This is a genomic window from Exiguobacterium sp. s130 (assembly GCF_018619055.1).
Taxonomy (GTDB): Bacteria; Bacillota; Bacilli; order Exiguobacteriales; family Exiguobacteriaceae; genus Exiguobacterium_A.
This window is the reverse complement of sequence record NZ_JACSNI010000002.1, coordinates 207,313-224,676: the sequence shown is the minus strand read 5'-3', so window position 1 is coordinate 224,676 and position 17,364 is coordinate 207,313. Positions and strand designations below refer to the sequence as shown.

Sequence of the window (17,364 nt, the reverse complement as noted above, 5' to 3'; positions counted from 1 at the left end):
GATGAAGAAGCGGGTGCTTTACGTGCGATTGTCATGTTCTTCAATCAGTCGATACCGCATCGAAGAGAGCATCAAGCGACGGATTCGTGACATGGTCGAGGAGTGTGTCAACGTCTTCCGTCGAACGAAGACGAACGATTTGGTCCGCTTCACCGGAAACTGGCGGCTCGATTTGTTGCCGCTGATAGATGTCGTAGTACGACGAGTCGCCACGAATCTCTCGTCCATCGCGTTTGGAGTGAGTCAGTCGGTTTAAAAAAGTGGCTTCGGGTAAATCGAACCAGACGAGGATCGAGCGGAACGTCGAACGGGAGAAAGGATCTAATAATTGTTTCCGACCAATCCGCGAGGTGTTGGCATTACATAAGATGATTGTCTCGACGGAAGACGTGATTGCCTGTTCGATCAACCATCCCGTCAAGTCATGTTTGATCTGATTCGGTCCTTCTGTTGGAACGAGGTCCGAATAATGTTCGAGCAAAAAGCGTGCTTGAAGATCCTGATCGATGACAAGGCTTGCTGGTAGACGTTGAGCAAGCTGTCGGGCGAACGTCGTTTTCCCGGCATGGGTCGGTCCAATCGTCAACAGGACGGTCCTCATGACGTCAGTTGTTCTTCCGGTAAGCGATCGGCGAGAATCTGCGCGAGCCAATCTTCTTTCGCTCCGAAGCAAGGGGTCGTCCGTCCGATATGATAAAACGTACTGGCCAATGGTCCGGTGAAGTAGGTCGCATCCGGCATGCATAAGTAAATCGGACGATTCGTCGCGAGCGCAATCCCGAGTTCGACGTGACTACTTTTTCCTGCCGGTAACACGAGGACGAAGGCGTCCGCTTGTTGTACAGCTTCGAATTCAGCAAGACCAATCTTTCGTAATGCTTCAGGATCCTCTGCCCGATTGTTCATCGTCCAGTCGTATGTTAAATCGTGTCCACGCAAGCGGAGTTCATCGCGGAGCCAGCGGACGGTCAACGTGTGATCAAAGCGAGAAGCGATATAAAGGTTCATGTATGGATTCCTTTCTCAAGTAAAAGTTGTTCGATGGCCTGAACGAGCGCGTAGGCTCCGTCAGACGTATTCGATAAGACGGTGACGATCGTTTTCGATTGTGGATAATAGGCGGAATGAAAGCTGACACCCGGGTCATAACCCATGATGTGCCACTTCTCGTGCGAGGCATCGAGTCGTTTCAGCCAGACGCCGTAACCATAAGACGCAACATCGTTGACTTTGACGTGGGGATGAAACAGTTGCGCGGTCATCGATTCGGACAGCAACTGATGCGTCAGAAGACTTCGCCAAAAACGTTCCATGTCTGATGCTGTGAGGAAGGCGCCGCCATCAGGTCCACCAATGATCGGTAACGCATAGTGGTTCGTTCGCCACGTTCCGTCTTCATTCTCGATATGACCGATGGCTGTATCTGCCGGTAGCGAGTCGAGTCGGAAGTAACCAGACTGTGTCATTTTCGCACGAGCGAATAATTCGTTCGTCACGTAATCCGAGAAGGGTTGTTTCGTCAATTGTTCGATCACGAGGCCGAGCAGGATGTATCCCGCATTGTTGTAATGAAAACGTTCGCCCGCAGTGAACAGTCTTTTTTGGTCCTGAAACAACGGTAAAAAATCGATGGGACGACGCAAACGGTACATCGGGAAATCTTGAAAAACCTCCTCGAAATCGGTCATCGTCGCTTCGTCAAAATAATCACCGATGCCTGACGAATGGGTTAACAGATGATGCACGGTCACACCGTCTAGATCGATTCCTATGTCCGGTAGAATCGTCGCGACGCGTTCGTCGAGTGCAACCTTTCCTGCCTCGACTAACCGTAAGATGGCGACCGCCGTGAAGAGTTTTGCACCAGAGGCAATTCCGAAGCGCGTCGTTTCTGTATTCGATATACGGTAGCCCCGATGTGCGAATCCGTTAGCATGGCTAAAGATTTGTTCACCTTGCTGGTGGATGGAGACCGCCCCTTCGAGGTGCGTAAGCTCCGGTAAAGCAATGAGTTTCTTGTACACGTTCATCACCCTCTCTGCTTCCCATCCTATCGAATTCATTCATGCAAGAAAAGGGAATTATAAGAAAAATTTGAAAAAAATGAAACTTTTTAAACGTGTCGCGTATCTAATAGGGGAGTGATTGTAAAAAAGGAGGATGCCGATGTGTTTCGAAAGTCAGGTGCAGCATTATCCGACGCTGCTTTTGAAGCAACTTTATTCGCAGAAGAAGACTATGTGTACCGTATTTCCTTCATTTATCTGAAAGAGGAGGTGGCAGCGCTTGAGAACGTCCAAGAGGTCGCGTACCGGGCATGGCGTGGGCGAAAGAGTTTACGGGATGCTTCGTATTTTAAGACGTGGTTGACGCGCATCACGATGAATTGCGCTTTCCAGCAACATCGAGCGTCGTTTCAGCCGCTCGCGATCGAACCCAGTCAAACGACGTCGTTTGAAGAGCGTCTCGTCGATCGCTTGTACTTGGACGATTTACTGGATGTCCTCGAGCCGACCGAGCGATCAATCGTCTACTTCCGGTATGAAGAAGATTTGTCATTGCAAGAGATTGCGCAAACCTTCAATGTGCCACTGAGTACGATCAAAAGCACGTTGTACCGCGCACTCGAGAAAGTACGACGACAGAAGGGGATGAGTCTATGAATCACGAGCCAAAATTCTTGACCGACGTACCGTCATCCGTCAGGCAACGAACAATTCAGGGTATCCGAAAAGCAAAACGGCGCCGGCGCTCGGTACGAGCTGTTTGCCTTGCTGCAGGTCTGACGATCATTGGTTTCAGCTCCTTGCATGAGACCGTTCCCGAGCAATCGTCGCAATCGATGGTCGTCGGCATGTATTATGATGAACAGTTTTACAAAGTAGCAAAAGAGATGACGAATTTAGACTGGCAACAGCTGAAAGGGAAACGACTTGGGGTCACGGATGATGTCTTGACCGATACGGGACTGGAACAGGACACATCTGATTTTGCGTCGAACCTTGATGCGTTTACCGTCTATCAAATCAAGGATGATCCGGTATCTGAGCACGTGCTGGTCGTCGGTGAGGAAGAGGGTCGAGAACGGGTGATGATTCTGTCGCCCACACGATAATGGGGGGAGAGAAATATGACCATCCGGTCTTGGACAACAGACGATCTACCACAATTGGTCGGATTGATGACGCAGCTTGGTTATCCTGCAAGCGAGGACGTCTTACGCGAACGATTTTCGCGGGTCACCCGTCATCCGGATTATGAATTGCTTGTGTTAGAAGACGACGATATTCTTCTCGGCTGCGTCGGTCTGTTTCAGGCGCAAGCGTTCGAGCATGATACGACCTATGTCCGAATCGTCGCGTTTGTCGTCAACGCGAAACATCGTCGGCAGGGAATTGGACGCCGTTTGATCCGAGCAGCGGAAGACTGGGCGCATGCAAGAGGAGCAACTGCCGTTTTACTGAACAGTGGTAATCGACCAGAACGCGAAGCAGCCCATCACTTTTATCAATCGATGGGCTACAGCGTGACGAGCACGAGTTATTCGAAATCACTCGCTTCATCGTGATTTACGGAAACCATGGAAAGCACGAAATCCTTGTTGTTCATAAAAGGAAGCAGCTTGACGGTTTGCCAGGAGATCGATCCGCGTCGGATAGGTGAGTTGCAAGTGATCGAGCAACTGTTGCCCATACCCACGCTTGCGTGCGTCTCGGCTGACGAGGAGCTCACAGACGAACGTCGTCACTGAACCGTCCGTTAAAGCGCGGACATAGGCAAGGATTTCTCCGTCAGACTCAAGGACGAAAGCGGCATTTGCATTCATCCACGCGTTGCGGGTTCGCTCTTGATCAGCGACGAGATCCTGCCATCCTTCTAATGCGTTCAATCGATGAATCTGCTCAAAATCGTCAGGTTGGAAACGGCGAATCTGTTCCGTCATGGCTGGTTCTCCTTTCGTATCAAGTCTTGGAGTGGGGCAGGTAACTGGCGCCAGTCCGAAAATTGCGTGTCAGTCAATGGAACATCGCCTGTGCGCTTCCAAAGCGCCTGCATGCCGAGGGCGCGTGCCGGTAAGATGTCGTGGTCGTAATTGTCGCTAACATAAAGGACTTCGTCCGGGCGAACACCTAAACGATCCGTTAAGCGAAGGAAAAATGTCGGATCCGGTTTACGAACGCCTTCTTGTTCCGAGATCCCGATCTGCGTAAAGGAGGGAGACAGTCCGATGGCGTCACAGACGGCACGTTGGAACGTCGTCCGACCGTTCGACAGTAAGCCGATGGGTAGCTCAGGCGATAATTGCGCAAAAAAGGTGTCGACTCCCGGAAAGCTCCGTGCGAAGAACGGATAACGCGTCACGTAGTCGTGTAGCAGTACTTCAACAGAAAGCGACAACTCGAAGCGACGAATCATTTCCGTATAGACGACGTCCTTCCAGACGCGTCCTTCTTGATCAAGCAATAAGAACGTCGTGATGTAGTCGTCGATCGGAACAGGCGCAACTTCACGAAAACGTTGATGCTGATCCCGAAGGAAATAGGGAAGAGAACCGGATCGGTCATGTAACGTCTCGTCTAAATCAAACAATAAAGCACGAATCAAGGTAAACACCATCTTTCAAAGTATAGAGGAGTGATTATAATGGAACGAATGATTCAGCAACAAGAGAAACAAGTGACGTACTACGATGACGGTTCGACAGGTCGACCGTTGTTAGTGTTACCCTCACTCGGTGGAACGTATCAAGACTGGGCGGACATTTTGACGAAACTGACACCGGACTATCGCGTCGTCAGCTTTCATCCACACGAATGGTCGGAGGATTACATCGACGGGACGACCGGCATCTTACGGCAAATCGATCAATTTCTTAACGCGACGAATATTGCGACTCCGGTCACCCTCGTCGGTCATTCCTACGGTGGTCTTGTCGCGCAAGCTTTTGCTCTACATCATCCAGAACGTGTCGCCGGTCTCGTTCTCGTGGATGCGACGTCCGTTGATTTAGCAGAACTCGATCAGCTGGATACACCGATGCTCGACCGGGAAGGGGATGACGCCGTCTGGATCGATCGGTTCGAAGAACTATCAAAAGCAACTGATTTACGTGACCGTTTCCCGGAAGGGGATGACCGCACGGATTGGAACCCAGCGTATTACCGGGCGATGCATGCGATCATCTCGCGGTGGAAACCTGATGCGAAAGATCTTCAACCACGCATGCGCGATCTCGGTGTTCCGTTGACCGTTCTTGGACGGGACAAAGCGCAGTCGATCGAAACGATGAGCGCTGCTGATTTTCCAAAAGACGAACTGGAGCGAATGGAAGAAAAATGGCAGGAACTGATTCAGCGACAGGCGAAACTATCCGATCAGGCGAACGTGACGTTCGTTCCGGGCACATCTCACCTGATGCATCGCGATCGTCCGGACGTCATCGTAAACGCGATATTGACACTACATCAATCGAAGGAGTTTAATTTATGACACGCATGTACGTATTACATGGATTAATGGGAACAGCAGCAACACACTTTGCACCACAGCTCTCCGCTTTAGCGGATGATTTTACGTTCATTCCGATCAATCTACCTGGTCACGGAATGACGACGGAACCGGCAACGGAGGATTATCTACAACAAGCAACACGTGCCATCCGCGAACGGATGGCACAGGAAGGTCCAGGATGGATTCTCGGGTTGTCGCTCGGCGCGACGCTTGCGATGCAACTGGCACTCGACCCACCGGACGAACTCGAAGGGGTATGTATCACGGGTTTTTCACCATTCATTCCTAAAGCGATGGAACCGCTGATGCGCAAGCAACGAGAGTTCTTCCTCGACCTCGAACAGCAAGCACCAGAAATTGCCGAACAGTTCGTACAGTTGCATGGTCCTGCCTGGAAAACGACGGCGCGGGCAGTCCTTGATTTGATGACGTTCCGTTTCCCGGCACTGACGAAAACGATGTTGCAGTCGATCACCTTGCCGGTCGTCATTCTAAACGGAACGAATGAAATATACGAAGTCGACGCAACCGCATTCGTTGCGGAACACGTGCCGAACGTCATCGTCTTACCAGTCGAGGGAGCCGGGCATACAGCGAATCTCGATCAACCGGAACGTTTCAACACCTTATTGCTTCAAGCCTATCAATTCATGCTGGCGACTTAAGCGCTCATTCATCTTTTCTTGATACATCCGTGCATCTGCCTCATGCAGGACGTCGTCGACACGGCGTCCTGTTGTCGTATGCACGGCGCCGATCGCGAGTCCAATCTCGTGCGTCGCGAACGTCGAGCGGACGTGTTCGACGAATGCCTCAAACGTGTCAATCGACGCACTATCGTCGATCAAGACGAATTCATCACCACCAATCCGGTAACCATGATTTGTTAAGCGGCGGATGCAAAGTCCTGTTTGTTCAAGCAAGGCGTCACCGACCGCGTGACCGAACCGGTCGTTAAGCTCCTTTAGTTCATTCAAGTCAAGCAGAATCAATCCATACGTCGTCTTCTCTTGATCGAGATCGCGGACAGCCTCGTTGAAGGCATGGCGATTTCCTAGACCAGTCAAGGCATCGATCCGGTATTGATCGAGCAGCGACTGTTGTGATTTCAACTGCTCGTCAATGTTCCGGATCACCCCTTGGATGGCAACAATCTGTCCGTTTTCGCGAATGGGTGTCGCATATTCTTCGAAACAGACGTACGTCCCGTCATTTGTCCGCCAGCGTTGCCGGAACGGTTGATCGTAGTCACAGTCGCCCGAAATCTTCGACATCAAGACTTCGATGTCTTCCGGATGAATCCTTGCAAAACACTGATCCGGATCCATATAGCTGGCTGTTGCCACTCCCTTGCCGATATGGTCATCGAGGGACGGACTGATATATCGGAATCGATATTCCGGATGGACTTCAAACACATAGAAGATATCTTTACATAACGCAATTGTATCCGGTTGTTGCTGGTGGAATAACCGGAAACTGAGCAACATTAAAAGACTACCCATAATCAATCCCAATACAAATATGACGTCCACCTCCTGTACTCATCGTCCATCATATCACGATTGGGTATTATTCCCTATTATTGTAAAAAACCGCTTCGTTTGGACTACGAATCGGTTTTTTGGCTTATTCCAATTCAAGTAAAACACGAAATCCGCGGCTCGCATAATAGGAGTCCACTCCGTTGTGATAGATGAATGTCGTCTCATAACGACGATCTCCAAACAAAGCGCCACCTTTTTGACGAATCACGTCTGGTGTTGCGAGCCAACTGGAGGTCTTTTCGTCAAACGAAAACTGTGTCTGAAGTTTTTGATATTGTTCTGGTGTCAACAGGTCGAGTTCGAGTGCTTCAATCATTGACTCGACGCTAGCTCCGGGCGCATTTTTCTTTCGACCGAGTCGAGCGACTTCGTCAAAACAAACGCTTCGTCGACCGGCTGGACTCTCTTTGACCGTATCGATGATGACGAATCGTCCATCAAGGTTTACGATATTCGGTTCTCCTCCTGTTTGTTCCATCCAAGCGAGTGCTGCTCGTTTTGAAGGTGTCAGGCGTGACTCGACCTCAATAAACGAAAGACCATCGTGGTAATCAGGTGTAGCTTCAAAGCGATCACGAAACACCGTTAATTGTTCATCCATCGATAAAACCTCACTTTCTTATTCACTTTTTTCATTATTCTATGAATTCGCTCTCATTGCAATCGTACATAGACTGAATAAGTTAATCTGAAGATAATTGACAAATGAAATCGAACTACCTACACTAATTGTACATATTTGGTTTCTGTCACAATCGCGTGTACAGGAATAACATTCAGGAGAGGAGCCAACCGTATGCGCTGGATCAGTTATGCGGCTGTTGTGACGATTCTTTCGTTCTTAGCGTTCACGGCGTATTCGTTCCTGACAACGATTGATTTTGAGATCGTCTATCAGTTCGGGACGTTTGCGATGACGTTATCCTATTTTATCTTTGGGTTACCGATGTTATGGATTGTCCGACATTATCCATTGCCCCTTCGGCTGCTTATCTACGTGACGACGAGTAGCGTCGTTCTGTTTTTGTTCATTGGTCTATATGAAGTATGGCATGAAGCATCGCTGTCACCACTACCACCAATCGGTAGCATGATTCAGTTCACGACTCTTGCATGTATATTGTTCGTCTTACCGTATGAGATCGTCTATCGTAAAAATTTCGTTTCTATTCAACCGAGAGTTTCCTGACAGTATTCTTGTTCCATAAGAGTACTGTTTTTTATTTCCTTTCATTTAGAAGGAATTACCAATCTATTCTTGAATAGTACGTTATCAAGAATAATGGAGGGGTACATATGGAAGGAACATTTCAATGCAAACAGATGGGAAAATCATTTTCAGGAGACGGTGTCGAGACACAAGCGTTACAAGACATCGACGTGACACTTGAGGCGGGCGACTTCATTTCGATCATCGGACCTTCGGGATCTGGAAAATCAACGTTACTCAGTCTAATCGGCACGCTCGATCGACCGACGAGCGGGGCGTTGCATTATGACGGGAAACCAATCAACAAATTGAACAGTAAAGAATTATCCGACTTTCGCTTCGAAAACATCGGCTTCATCTTCCAGCAGTTTCATTTGATTCCGACGCTGACGGCGCTTGAAAATGTCATGGCGCCACTGTTCGGTCGGAAAGTACCGTATGATAAAAAAGAACGCGCCGAGCAGTTACTCGCGCAAGTCGGTCTCGCCGACAAAGCAGGCAGTTTGCCGTCGCAACTTTCCGGTGGACAACAACAACGGGTCGCCGTTGCCCGAGCACTTGTTCATGAACCAAAATGGTTGCTTGCCGATGAGCCGACAGGGAACCTCGATACGGATACGGGAGAAATCATCTTCAATCTCTTACGGTCATTAAACGAAGAGAAGGGATGCGGCGTCTTGTTCGTCACCCACGACCCGGCACTCGCCGAACGAGCGAACCGAACGATCGAGATGCGAGACGGCGTCATCATCGAAGATCGACTCGTTCGTGTCTGAGCCTCGTTTTTGAACTCCGTTCCTCCACGCTTTACACTGAAAGAGTAGAGGAGGAATGCGTGATGCGACTAGGAATACTGGATCAAGTGCCGTTACATGAGGGCGATACGGTTGAAGCGACGATGGAAGCGACGGAACGACTCGTCTTAGAAGCTGAGCGACTCGGTTATGAACGGTACTGGTTCGCTGAACATCATAATACGAACGGGTTGCTCAGTGCGGCACCGGAACTGTTCATCGCCCGAATGGGTGCGAAGACGTCAAAAATAAAGCTTGGTTCAGGTGGAGTGTTGTTGCCGCAGTATCATCCGCTGAAAGTCGCCGAGAGCTTTGCGACGCTCGACGCCTTTTATCCGGGACGGATCGAACTTGGGATCGGTAATTCTCCGGGTGGAAGTGAGCGGACACGACTTGCTTTGACAGATGGTGAAAAAAACCGGGCAGCTGAGTTTAGTCGACTCGTTCAGGAAACGGCTGGCTTCTTGACAGATAGTCTATCGAATCGACACCCATACCGGATCGTCAAGACGACACCGCGTGATCGAAAAGCGTCTCCGATCTCAATCCTTGGTCTGTCGCCACGTAGTGCGAAAATTGCTGCAGAACAAGACCGTGGTCTTGTTTTTGGTCACTTCATCAATCCAGATCGTTGGGAAGAGACACTTTCCACTTATCGTGAGGCAGGAGGAACAGACGTCATCGTCTGCGTTTTCGTCATCTGTGCCCCGACGCAAGAAGAAGCAGAACGTCTCGCTCGAACTCAAGATGCCTGGATTCAAGGCGTTCGACTCGGCAATTCAATCGTTCCGTCGTTTGCCTCGACTGAAGCAAAAGTCTGGAATGACGTTCAAACGGAACGGATCCGTAAAGATCGACGGCGAGCGATTGTCGGTACACCGGACGTTGTTGCGCAGGGGCTTGAGGCATTAGCAACGCGTTATCAAACAGATCAGTTTTTACTGATCAACAATGCCTTTGATCAAGAAAAGCGATTACAGTCGTACCAGCTCATCGCGGAGCGACTTCTTTAAACAGAACAGGACCCCTCAATAGCTGTTTTGCTAATGAGGGGTCCTGTCTACACATCTACATTCAATTAACGTTGCGCTGTCGGACGAATTAGATCTCGTTGACCGCGACATCTTCTGGTTCGTTAACAGCATATGCGATGGCACGCGCAATCGCGCTCGCATCAATGGCTTTCAAGTCACCAATTCCTTGTTTGATCTCTTCATCCGAGATATGGTCCTTCAATTCCGTATCGACCGCTCCCGGTGAGATGAATGTTGCACGGATGTGATTGTCGACCGATTCTTCCTTACGAAGACCTTCCGTGATGGCGCGCACCGCGAATTCGTACCGCTGTAGACGGCGCTCGACAGCATGACTTCATGACCGGCGACAGAAGAGATGTTGATGACATGTCCGCTTTTTTGTTCGCGCATATACGGCAGACTGCTCCGATTCCATGGAGGACGCCTTTAATGTTGACATCGACCATCGTGTTCCATTCGTCCTGCTGATTCTTATGGAGGTGCGATAGTGGCATTAATCCAGCGTTGTTGACGATGGCATCAACAGAACCAAACTTACCACTCAGCTTATCTTTTACTACTGCCCATTTCACTTCACTTGAATATACGTTTTTGCCCATGCAAAAATACCTCCGATGTTAGTACTTTTTAAAAGTGTACCACTCCGAAGGTGTTTTATATTGTCTTAAAATTTTAGGTTAGCCCATAGGAGGTTTGTCTATGAAACGTTTTTTATTTATTGGATTGATTGCGATTGCAGTCGGATGTTTTTTTTTACTTGATCCATTTCGACATCAACCACCAGAACCAACCGTGATAATCGAAAACCGTGAAGTAAAGGTATATAGAGGTACCTATAGTTGGTCAGGCATGTTTCGCGGAGAAACAGCTGATGCAAAGGCCGAAGCCGTCGATTTAGTAAAAGGTGATCCGAGTACGCGAACAAATCCTGATGATCGATTGACGATTCGTTTTGAAGACGGACCAGCTCCGAAGTCCGTCGCGATTGTCTTATGGTCGGTCAAAGATCATAAAAAGATGAAAACATATAAGAAGATTGAGCGGGTTACCGTTCCTTCGACTCCCGGAAAGTACGTCTATCAGATTAAAGCCGATTGGAAAGAAGGTAATGGCGATTTTGCCTTTCCAATTGATGTAAAATGAAAAAACAGAAAAAACGTATTGACGGGATATGTGTTTAATGATAAATAAATCGAATACTGACCTCTTCTTAAGTTGGAAGAGGTTTTTTTCGTGAAATATAGTAATTAAAGCACTAGTTTTGATTGATTTAGTCTGAATAATCAGAATATATTAACATTTTAACGAACGTGTATTTAAATGATTCGGGTTCTAATGAACGGGGATAAACACACCACACACATAATATTTCATGTGTTGAATCACCTAGGTGAAAGAAGTCAATAATCGTAAAGCAGAGGTGCAGATGAATGGGTTCAAACGATTCTTACTCGTCATCATAGGCATTACTCGGACTAATCAGTGTCGGGCTGCTTGTGCTCGGTGTGTATGATGTTCCACGGTTTAGTTCGTTAATCGAGCAATGGCAGGATCAGCAATGTTATATCTATACCGTTCTATCCATTGGAGGATTTTTAGCATTCATATTCGTCATTCTATTATTCACAGGATTATTTAGCCGCTCGAAAGGTCAACGACTGTTAATCCAAACGGGTGACGGAACGATTACGATTTCGGATGGGGTACGATAGATATAAGAATGATCATTTGTTTAAGGAGGCATCACATCTTTGAATCAAAACGATTCGTATTATATGTGTCCCGTATGTGGATGGAATAAACTCGAGGGTCCACCATATTATGAACACTTTGCGGGGAGTAACGAAATTTGTCAATGTTGTGGTTTCGAGTTCGGTGTAGATGATTTCGACTGCACGGAAATAGACATGGAACAGTTGTCAGACGAAGAAATCGTTAGACAAGCACATGAAATCTATCGACAAAACTGGATTGATAGTCACTTTAGATTATTTGATCCAAGTATATTCCAAGCATCGTTGAAAATCGGACGGCGACTACGTGCTGAAGTCGCGATGAACCAATTACAACGAACTAGCTATAGGACCTGACGAAAATCGTCGGGTATTTTTTTCATGGAATCGCACCTGGCGCTGTCGAGACGAACATCGGACAATCGATGTCGAACCTGAATGAATTCGGGATGGGGCGCGCGATGCTTGGCATGGGTCTCAATCCACGAGCCGGTCAGCCGAATGAAATCGCAAATTTGGCATTGTTTCTCGTGTCTGACGAGGCGAGTTTCATCAACGGGGCAATCGTCGTCCTAGATGGGGGATGGAGTGCATATTAAAATGAACACTTTATTTACTAGATTTTATTTAAAATAGCAGGAACTTGTCGATATAAGGGATAATATGACAATAGGTAAATCATGACTTTAGTTTGAATCCAGGGAGGAATCGGTATGTCGATGCATGAGCAAGTAACACAGGTCACCGACACACAAGTCATCCGGGCAATCGAACAAAATCTAGCCATCATTCGTTTTGACGATCGACGCAAAGTCGCATACGTAAATGAATTGTTTGCCCGGACGATGGGGTACGAAGTGGAAGAGTTAATCGGTAAATACCATCGTGATCTCTGTTTTCCGGCTTTCGTTAATAGTCCAGATTACGAGTTGTTTTGGCGAAAATTGATGCAAGGCATCACGTATCAGGATAAGATTGAACGCCGGGCTGCTGACGGACAACAGAAGTGGCTCGAAGCGACATATATGCCGATTTACTCGGATGACGGACGCCGGGTCGTCGGGGTCTCGAAAATTGCATCGGACATCACGATTCGCCAGCAGGACGTTTTACGAATGGCGGCCGAACTCAATGAGACATCAGCCTTCTTGACGGTCAAATCGGAAAGTGGTCGACAAGACGGTTTGAACGTTCTTGCGACTATCCAACAAATCGAGTCGGAATCCGTCGAGAACTTATCGAGTCTTGTCGCCTTGCGTGAAGACGCAAACTCGATCACTGACATCGTCAAGACGATCCGTGAAATTGCAGCGCAGACGAATCTACTCGCCTTGAATGCGGCAATTGAGGCAGCACGTGCTGGAGAACATGGACGTGGATTCGATGTCGTCGCGACCGAAGTCCGAAACCTGTCGAATAAAGTCTCGCATTCGATCGGAGAAATCAAGGAGAATATCGAAGGGATCGTTGAGCGGATCAAGGAGGTCTCGCACAGTATCGAACGGATTTCAAGCAAGGTAAAGGACAGTACCGGTCAGCTTGAACATACGGTGAGTGAATTCGATCAGTTGGCTGATTCTGCGAAACAACTGGAGCACCAGGCAAAACAATTCGTCGATGTCTTATGAACGAGTGACACTATTTAAATAGACTTAAGAAGTCAGACCCTAGGTCCGGCTTCTTTTTATGCATTTACAAAAAATATGGCAAACAATTAGCAATGCAATGCTGTTATAGAGGTAGAAAAAGAATACGAAAAGATCGCAAATAAAGAAAATATCATACTATTTATTTCACTTACCAAATTCATTCTTGTACTTTTAAATACAACATAAAGTTTAATCTATACAATTGGTTCATGCTACTAAAACCATAGTGTTTAGAAAAAGAGTTTGATATCCTTAGGGCTTACATACCTTGTATGTTCGAAAATTACTTTGAAGGGATGTGAACCAATGATTTTTGAACCCACTACTACATCATTTGTCTTACATATGAAGGTCCAGCTAGTATGGTGAGTACTCAACCGAACCACAAAACGTTTTGGTTACTTGCCTATCCGCTCATTCTCTCAAGTATTGCGACTCCGTTGCTTGGTGTGACCGATACCGTCGTCATCGGTCAATCCGGTGATCCGCGCGCGATCGGTGGCATTGCTGTTGGTGCCGTTTTCTTCAATACAATCTACTGGTTGTTCGGCTTTTTAAAAGTCAGTACGACAGGATTCAGTGCTCAGGCAAGCGGCGCGAATGACGCCCATGCCTTACGGATTTCGCTCTACCGACCGCTGTTCCTAGCAGCTTGTATCGGTTTGCTCATTTTATTATTCCGCCAGCCGCTCGAGCAGCTCGGACTCTATTTACTTGCACCACCTGTTGACTTGCTGGATGCGGTCAAGACATACATCTCGTACCGGATGATTGGCGCACCGTTCGTCTTGATGGGTTATGCGTTACTTGGCTGGTTAATCGGAACGGGACAAGTCAAACATGCTTTGTTCGTCCAATTATTCAGTATCGGGGTCAACGTCGTACTCGATATTGGATTCGTCTACGGATTGAACACCGGTGTTGCTGGAATTGCGCTTGCGACCGTCATTGCGGAAATCAGCATTGTTGCCTGCAGTCTCTATCTGATTCGGAGTCATTTGTTGATGACGCGCGACGAACTGCGTGCCTTGACGGATTGGCACGCCTACCGGAAATTCTTTCGTGTCAATCGAGATTTATTCATTCGAACGATTTTCCTGTTACTCGTTACCGGCTGGTTTACACGAGCGGGAGGACAATTCGGACCGGATATCCTTGCAGCCAACGCAATCCTACTGCAGATTCAGTATCTGATCTCTTATTGGTTCGGTGGACTCGGTCATGCGTCAACCGTTCTTGTCGGTCGGGCGAGAGGGTATCAAGATCAGGAAGCATACCGGACGAGTGTCCGTTTGGCACGGACGTTCGGATTCTACTCAGTCGTGTTCTGGTCACTTGTGCTCCTATTCCTTGAAACACCGCTGCTTCAGTTATTCACTTCAGAAGAAGCGATCCTAGACGTGGCGCGCGACTATTATCTCTGGATCATCATCCTACCGCTGATTGCCGGGTGGGCGATGATTTACGAAGGAATCTTTGCTGGTCGTGTCGAGGCAACTCCAGTCCGGAACTCGATGATTCAAGCAGGGATCGGTTTTGCGATTGTGCTGCTGTCGACATCAAGTTTTGACAATCAAGGAGTCTGGGCAGCATTTCTGACGTTCTTTTTAATCCGCTCCTTATCGTTGATCCTTGTAGAAGCGAAACAATGAATAACCCGAAGTTCCCTCATGTAGATGAAGGAACTTCGGGTTATTTGTCGTCGATCGCTAAAGGACGGACGAATAGGGCATTCAAGTGATGGACAAGGACATGACGCAATCGTTCTTTCGGGAGACGTTCTGGTCGAAACAGCGCATGAAAGGCTAATCCATCAACGAGTGCTGCGAGACGTTCGCTCTCAAGTTCGATGTCTATATCTGCTCGGAACGTACCGTCCGGAATCCGTGTCAGTAATACCAGACACATGTGGTAAATGTCGTCTGGATTCTCTGTTGATTGAGACGCATATGCAGACATCATGAATTGGAACCAGACCTGCATCTCAAGCTGATGCTCAGGTGCATACGGCAAGACTTCTAGTAAGACGTTGCATAACGTCTCTTCTGGTGTTCCTCCTCTCTCGAAAATGGTTGTAATGCGTTCTTGGACCCTTTCTTGAACGAGTTGCATCGAGAAACGGAGCAATTCTTCTTGGGTCGTGAAGTAATACCGTAAGGCACCAAGGGACAGACCTGCTTCCTTGGCGATCGTCCGGACGCTAGCTTGTTCGATACCGACATTAGAAATCGTGCGCCACGTCGCTTCTGCGATGAGGTGTTTTCGTTCTTCGTGATTGACTTGTTTTGGCATACATTAAGTATATCAGCTTTTTTAGCACGAATGTATTAAAAAGACTAGCCAAGTAATGAAAGTGATGTTATCTTTATAATACAGTCGTATTAAAAAGGAGAGGATCACGATGCAACTCGTCGCTTGGGCAATCGTCTGTTGTGAAATTCTATTTTGGGTAGTCATCATCTCAGGACTGATCATGCGTTATGGATTCAGACGAGAGAAGCTTGGTTTTCGATTGATGGCGATGTCACCCGTGATTGATATCGTCTTACTGGTCTTAACAGTGTTTGACTTAAGTCGCGGTAGCACAGCTACGCTTGCACACGGACTTGCTGCGATTTACATCGGCGTATCGCTCGCATTTGGGAAGCAGATGATTGCTTGGGCGGATGGGGTGTATCGCCGAGTGATCCTCAGGGAACAAGTAGCAAAAGAACGCATATCGCGTGCGCGACGCGAACGCAACGGATTCTATCGGCACATCCTGGCATTCTTGATTGGTGGTGCCTTACTCGGAGCAATGATTCTCTGGCTCGGAAATACCGAACAAACTAAAATCCTCTTGCGGACGTTACAACTGTGGGGACTCGTTCTTGTGATCGACGGCGTCATCTCGATGAGTTATACCGTTTTTCCAGCTCGCTCTAAATAAAAACGAACCTTGGCTGTCAGCGGTCGACAGTGAAGGTTCGTTCCCGAATCGTATTCGTATGTACTTCTTTCCGGGCGTCGATTGAATCCCGAATGTGGATGATGTAGCGACGCCCTTTTTTGTATCCAGTACGCGGTGGTTTGATTCGGATTTCTTTGCCGTCTAGGACTTCAATCTCCGTTTGCATCCGCTCACCATTTGAATCCGTCACGGTAACCGTACGGTTTGAGACTTGTTCCTTGCGTAGTCCTTTTGCGTATTCGATGTCGAAAGTATGATACGAGGAGATGGAGCGGGCACGTGATTTGAAGTGTGGCTCGTCCGTCCGTTCGTCGAGAGTGCAGTAGCAACCCGTGATCAAGAGGCTCGCCGAGAGGAGTATCGAAAATAGATGTTTCACGAAAACGCTCCTTTATGTATTTGGTAATTTTAGTATAAGACAAATTTTGGGTTACGACAATCCTTCTTGAGACCGAGTCGTTGACATCTATTAAAATGGAACAGGTCCATGCTATAATCGACCGAGAGAAAGGAAGCGATACACCATGCCAGTACAACCAGACCAACGTGAAATCATCGTCTCGATTCGGACGAGTTATGACTTTAAAGCCGATACCGGACGCGCAATCCGCGTCATCGAGTTTCACGGACGCCGGACGACACTGTTCGATACGTTCGAAGCGTCGTCACCAAAACGAATGATTTTGATCGAGATGATCCGCGCCGTCCAATCTTTCAAGGAACCCTTCCACATCATCTTCAACGTCGAGTGTAACTTTGGCTTCAAGTATTTGACGGATCAGCGGAAATGGGAAAACCGGGACGTCGGGAATACGTTCCTCGACTTGATTGAACAAGGCGGTCATACGTATGAATTACGGGATTGTTCGTTCTATGAAGGCGGTAAAGCCCTCCAAAAATGGCTTGGCAACACATTAAAGCAAAATAGCTGAC

23 protein-coding genes and 2 pseudogenes are annotated in these 17,364 nt (G+C 47.9%); 14 read left to right on the top strand and 11 right to left on the bottom strand.

Features of this window, described 5'->3' with window-relative positions:
• Positions 1-40 precede the first annotated feature (40 nt).
• Genes HZS85_RS05015 through HZS85_RS05005 form a run of 3 tightly spaced genes read right to left on the bottom strand, consistent with a single transcriptional unit; the run spans position 41 to position 2,030 of the window.
• Positions 41-601 carry a P-loop nucleotide/nucleoside kinase family protein gene (locus HZS85_RS05015; protein WP_214853957.1) on the bottom strand — a complete coding sequence of 187 codons (561 nt, stop codon included), beginning with the start codon at positions 599-601 and terminating at the stop codon, positions 41-43.
• Entirely contained in the window at positions 598-1,008 is a 411-nt protein-coding gene (locus HZS85_RS05010) for a group-specific protein (RefSeq protein WP_214770199.1), read from the bottom strand. Before HZS85_RS05010 ends, HZS85_RS05015 begins: the two co-directional genes overlap by 4 nt.
• On the bottom strand, positions 1,005-2,030 hold the full coding sequence (locus HZS85_RS05005) for a serine hydrolase domain-containing protein (RefSeq protein ID WP_214854709.1): 1,026 nt from the start codon (positions 2,028-2,030) through the stop codon (positions 1,005-1,007). Before HZS85_RS05005 ends, HZS85_RS05010 begins: the two co-directional genes overlap by 4 nt.
• 138 nt (positions 2,031-2,168) lie before the next feature.
• Between HZS85_RS05005 and HZS85_RS05000 the strand changes: the two genes are divergently transcribed.
• From HZS85_RS05000 to HZS85_RS04990, 3 genes are read left to right on the top strand one after another with little or no spacing between them, the layout of a single operon-like run.
• The gene (locus HZS85_RS05000; protein WP_214853955.1) at positions 2,169-2,663 is read left to right on the top strand and encodes a sigma-70 family RNA polymerase sigma factor; all 495 of its coding nucleotides are present in this window, start codon (positions 2,169-2,171) and stop codon (positions 2,661-2,663) included.
• Positions 2,660-3,115 (top strand): hypothetical protein, encoded by a 456-nt coding sequence (locus tag HZS85_RS04995; RefSeq protein WP_214853953.1) that lies wholly within the window; start codon positions 2,660-2,662, stop codon positions 3,113-3,115. The genes HZS85_RS05000 and HZS85_RS04995 overlap by 4 nt, the downstream gene beginning before the upstream one ends.
• A 15-nt stretch (positions 3,116-3,130) precedes the next feature.
• The gene (locus HZS85_RS04990) at positions 3,131-3,568 is read left to right on the top strand and encodes a GNAT family N-acetyltransferase (protein ID WP_064299835.1); all 438 of its coding nucleotides are present in this window, start codon (positions 3,131-3,133) and stop codon (positions 3,566-3,568) included.
• Here the strand turns inward: HZS85_RS04990 and HZS85_RS04985 are convergent.
• Positions 3,560-3,943, bottom strand: a complete 384-nt coding sequence (locus tag HZS85_RS04985; RefSeq protein ID WP_214853951.1) for a GNAT family N-acetyltransferase — start codon at positions 3,941-3,943, stop codon at positions 3,560-3,562. The genes HZS85_RS04990 and HZS85_RS04985 overlap by 9 nt on opposite strands.
• Positions 3,940-4,605 (bottom strand): HAD family hydrolase, encoded by a 666-nt coding sequence (locus HZS85_RS04980; RefSeq protein WP_214853948.1) that lies wholly within the window; start codon positions 4,603-4,605, stop codon positions 3,940-3,942. Before HZS85_RS04980 ends, HZS85_RS04985 begins: the two co-directional genes overlap by 4 nt.
• Before the next feature lie 39 nt (positions 4,606-4,644).
• Here HZS85_RS04980 and HZS85_RS04975 point away from each other — a divergent pair, with 39 nt between their 5' ends.
• Together HZS85_RS04975 and HZS85_RS04970 are read left to right on the top strand one after the other, a co-directional pair.
• The gene (locus HZS85_RS04975) at positions 4,645-5,490 is read left to right on the top strand and encodes an alpha/beta fold hydrolase (RefSeq protein ID WP_214853945.1); all 846 of its coding nucleotides are present in this window, start codon (positions 4,645-4,647) and stop codon (positions 5,488-5,490) included.
• Positions 5,487-6,176, top strand: a complete 690-nt coding sequence (locus HZS85_RS04970; RefSeq protein ID WP_214853942.1) for an alpha/beta fold hydrolase — start codon at positions 5,487-5,489, stop codon at positions 6,174-6,176. The genes HZS85_RS04975 and HZS85_RS04970 overlap by 4 nt, the downstream gene beginning before the upstream one ends.
• Here HZS85_RS04970 and HZS85_RS04965 read toward each other — a convergent pair.
• Positions 6,138-7,028 carry a sensor domain-containing diguanylate cyclase gene (locus HZS85_RS04965; RefSeq protein WP_214853939.1) on the bottom strand — a complete coding sequence of 297 codons (891 nt, stop codon included), beginning with the start codon at positions 7,026-7,028 and terminating at the stop codon, positions 6,138-6,140. The genes HZS85_RS04970 and HZS85_RS04965 overlap by 39 nt on opposite strands.
• A gap of 112 nt (positions 7,029-7,140) precedes the next feature.
• Entirely contained in the window at positions 7,141-7,659 is a 519-nt protein-coding gene (locus HZS85_RS04960) for a DUF4256 domain-containing protein (RefSeq protein ID WP_035407838.1), read from the bottom strand.
• A gap of 195 nt (positions 7,660-7,854) precedes the next feature.
• Here HZS85_RS04960 and HZS85_RS04955 point away from each other — a divergent pair, with 195 nt between their 5' ends.
• From HZS85_RS04955 to HZS85_RS04945, 3 genes are all read left to right on the top strand, one after another.
• Positions 7,855-8,247 carry a hypothetical protein gene (locus HZS85_RS04955; protein ID WP_214853936.1) on the top strand — a complete coding sequence of 131 codons (393 nt, stop codon included), beginning with the start codon at positions 7,855-7,857 and terminating at the stop codon, positions 8,245-8,247.
• Positions 8,248-8,354: 107 nt separating this feature from the next.
• Positions 8,355-9,044 carry an ABC transporter ATP-binding protein gene (locus HZS85_RS04950; protein ID WP_214853933.1) on the top strand — a complete coding sequence of 230 codons (690 nt, stop codon included), beginning with the start codon at positions 8,355-8,357 and terminating at the stop codon, positions 9,042-9,044.
• Positions 9,045-9,106: 62 nt separating this feature from the next.
• A complete protein-coding gene (locus HZS85_RS04945; protein ID WP_214853930.1) occupies positions 9,107-10,075 on the top strand; it encodes an LLM class flavin-dependent oxidoreductase in 969 nt (322 codons plus the stop codon).
• An 88-nt stretch (positions 10,076-10,163) separates the two neighbouring features.
• Here HZS85_RS04945 and HZS85_RS16740 read toward each other — a convergent pair whose 3' ends face one another.
• Both HZS85_RS16740 and HZS85_RS04940 read right to left on the bottom strand, forming a co-directional pair.
• Positions 10,164-10,391, bottom strand: coding sequence for a Rossmann-fold NAD(P)-binding domain-containing protein (locus HZS85_RS16740; protein ID WP_251137894.1), 228 nt, complete (start codon positions 10,389-10,391; stop codon positions 10,164-10,166).
• Positions 10,295-10,698 (bottom strand): annotated as a pseudogene (locus HZS85_RS04940) (SDR family oxidoreductase). Before HZS85_RS04940 ends, HZS85_RS16740 begins: the two are co-directional and overlap by 97 nt.
• A 100-nt stretch (positions 10,699-10,798) precedes the next feature.
• On the opposite strand from HZS85_RS04940, the gene HZS85_RS04935 reads away from it, so the two are divergent.
• The 4 genes and pseudogenes from HZS85_RS04935 (at position 10,799) to HZS85_RS04920 (ending at position 15,133) form a co-directional block, all read left to right on the top strand.
• Positions 10,799-11,242: a hypothetical protein gene (locus HZS85_RS04935; protein WP_214853928.1), complete on the top strand. Its 444-nt coding sequence runs from the start codon at positions 10,799-10,801 to the stop codon at positions 11,240-11,242.
• Between the two features lie 970 nt (positions 11,243-12,212).
• Positions 12,213-12,431 (top strand): annotated as a pseudogene (locus HZS85_RS04930) (SDR family oxidoreductase); the annotation flags it as partial.
• A 114-nt stretch (positions 12,432-12,545) separates the two neighbouring features.
• On the top strand, positions 12,546-13,460 hold the full coding sequence (locus HZS85_RS04925; RefSeq protein WP_353048860.1) for a methyl-accepting chemotaxis protein: 915 nt from the start codon (positions 12,546-12,548) through the stop codon (positions 13,458-13,460).
• Positions 13,461-13,843: 383 nt separating this feature from the next.
• Positions 13,844-15,133, top strand: a complete 1,290-nt coding sequence (locus tag HZS85_RS04920; protein WP_214853922.1) for an MATE family efflux transporter — start codon at positions 13,844-13,846, stop codon at positions 15,131-15,133.
• A 40-nt stretch (positions 15,134-15,173) separates the two neighbouring features.
• Here the strand turns inward: HZS85_RS04920 and HZS85_RS04915 are convergent, their stop codons facing one another.
• The gene (locus HZS85_RS04915; protein WP_214853918.1) at positions 15,174-15,773 is read right to left on the bottom strand and encodes a TetR/AcrR family transcriptional regulator; all 600 of its coding nucleotides are present in this window, start codon (positions 15,771-15,773) and stop codon (positions 15,174-15,176) included.
• A 109-nt stretch (positions 15,774-15,882) separates the two neighbouring features.
• Here HZS85_RS04915 and HZS85_RS04910 point away from each other — a divergent pair, with 109 nt between their 5' ends.
• The gene (locus HZS85_RS04910) at positions 15,883-16,410 is read left to right on the top strand and encodes a hypothetical protein (protein WP_214853915.1); all 528 of its coding nucleotides are present in this window, start codon (positions 15,883-15,885) and stop codon (positions 16,408-16,410) included.
• A gap of 16 nt (positions 16,411-16,426) precedes the next feature.
• Here the strand turns inward: HZS85_RS04910 and HZS85_RS04905 are convergent, their stop codons facing one another.
• Positions 16,427-16,810: a hypothetical protein gene (locus tag HZS85_RS04905; RefSeq protein ID WP_214853912.1), complete on the bottom strand. Its 384-nt coding sequence runs from the start codon at positions 16,808-16,810 to the stop codon at positions 16,427-16,429.
• 145 nt (positions 16,811-16,955) lie between these two features.
• Between HZS85_RS04905 and HZS85_RS04900 the strand changes: the two genes are divergently transcribed.
• Positions 16,956-17,363 carry a hypothetical protein gene (locus HZS85_RS04900; protein ID WP_035407875.1) on the top strand — a complete coding sequence of 136 codons (408 nt, stop codon included), beginning with the start codon at positions 16,956-16,958 and terminating at the stop codon, positions 17,361-17,363.
• The last annotated feature ends 1 nt before the right edge of the window (position 17,364 follow it).

Bases quoted from the DNA above. Each gene is read 5' to 3' on its own strand.
- HZS85_RS04955 (WP_214853936.1), top strand. From the start codon at position 7,855: ATGCGCTGGATCAGTTATGCGGCTGTTGTGACGATTCTTTCGTTCTTA.
- HZS85_RS04935 (WP_214853928.1), top strand. From the start codon at position 10,799: ATGAAACGTTTTTTATTTATTGGATTGATTGCGATTGCAGTCGGATGT.
- HZS85_RS05010 (WP_214770199.1), bottom strand. From the start codon at position 1,008: ATGAACCTTTATATCGCTTCTCGCTTTGATCACACGTTGACCGTCCGC.
- HZS85_RS04925 (WP_353048860.1), top strand. From the start codon at position 12,546: ATGTCGATGCATGAGCAAGTAACACAGGTCACCGACACACAAGTCATC.
- HZS85_RS04960 (WP_035407838.1), bottom strand. From the start codon at position 7,659: ATGGATGAACAATTAACGGTGTTTCGTGATCGCTTTGAAGCTACACCT.
- HZS85_RS05015 (WP_214853957.1), bottom strand. From the start codon at position 601: ATGAGGACCGTCCTGTTGACGATTGGACCGACCCATGCCGGGAAAACG.
- HZS85_RS04985 (WP_214853951.1), bottom strand. From the start codon at position 3,943: ATGACGGAACAGATTCGCCGTTTCCAACCTGACGATTTTGAGCAGATT.
- HZS85_RS04970 (WP_214853942.1), top strand. From the start codon at position 5,487: ATGACACGCATGTACGTATTACATGGATTAATGGGAACAGCAGCAACA.
- HZS85_RS05005 (WP_214854709.1), bottom strand. From the start codon at position 2,030: ATGAACGTGTACAAGAAACTCATTGCTTTACCGGAGCTTACGCACCTC.
- HZS85_RS04950 (WP_214853933.1), top strand. From the start codon at position 8,355: ATGGAAGGAACATTTCAATGCAAACAGATGGGAAAATCATTTTCAGGA.
- HZS85_RS04990 (WP_064299835.1), top strand. From the start codon at position 3,131: ATGACCATCCGGTCTTGGACAACAGACGATCTACCACAATTGGTCGGA.
- HZS85_RS04975 (WP_214853945.1), top strand. From the start codon at position 4,645: ATGGAACGAATGATTCAGCAACAAGAGAAACAAGTGACGTACTACGAT.
- HZS85_RS04995 (WP_214853953.1), top strand. From the start codon at position 2,660: ATGAATCACGAGCCAAAATTCTTGACCGACGTACCGTCATCCGTCAGG.
- HZS85_RS04915 (WP_214853918.1), bottom strand. From the start codon at position 15,773: ATGCCAAAACAAGTCAATCACGAAGAACGAAAACACCTCATCGCAGAA.
- HZS85_RS04910 (WP_214853915.1), top strand. From the start codon at position 15,883: ATGCAACTCGTCGCTTGGGCAATCGTCTGTTGTGAAATTCTATTTTGG.
- HZS85_RS04945 (WP_214853930.1), top strand. From the start codon at position 9,107: ATGCGACTAGGAATACTGGATCAAGTGCCGTTACATGAGGGCGATACG.
- HZS85_RS04900 (WP_035407875.1), top strand. From the start codon at position 16,956: ATGCCAGTACAACCAGACCAACGTGAAATCATCGTCTCGATTCGGACG.
- HZS85_RS04920 (WP_214853922.1), top strand. From the start codon at position 13,844: ATGGTGAGTACTCAACCGAACCACAAAACGTTTTGGTTACTTGCCTAT.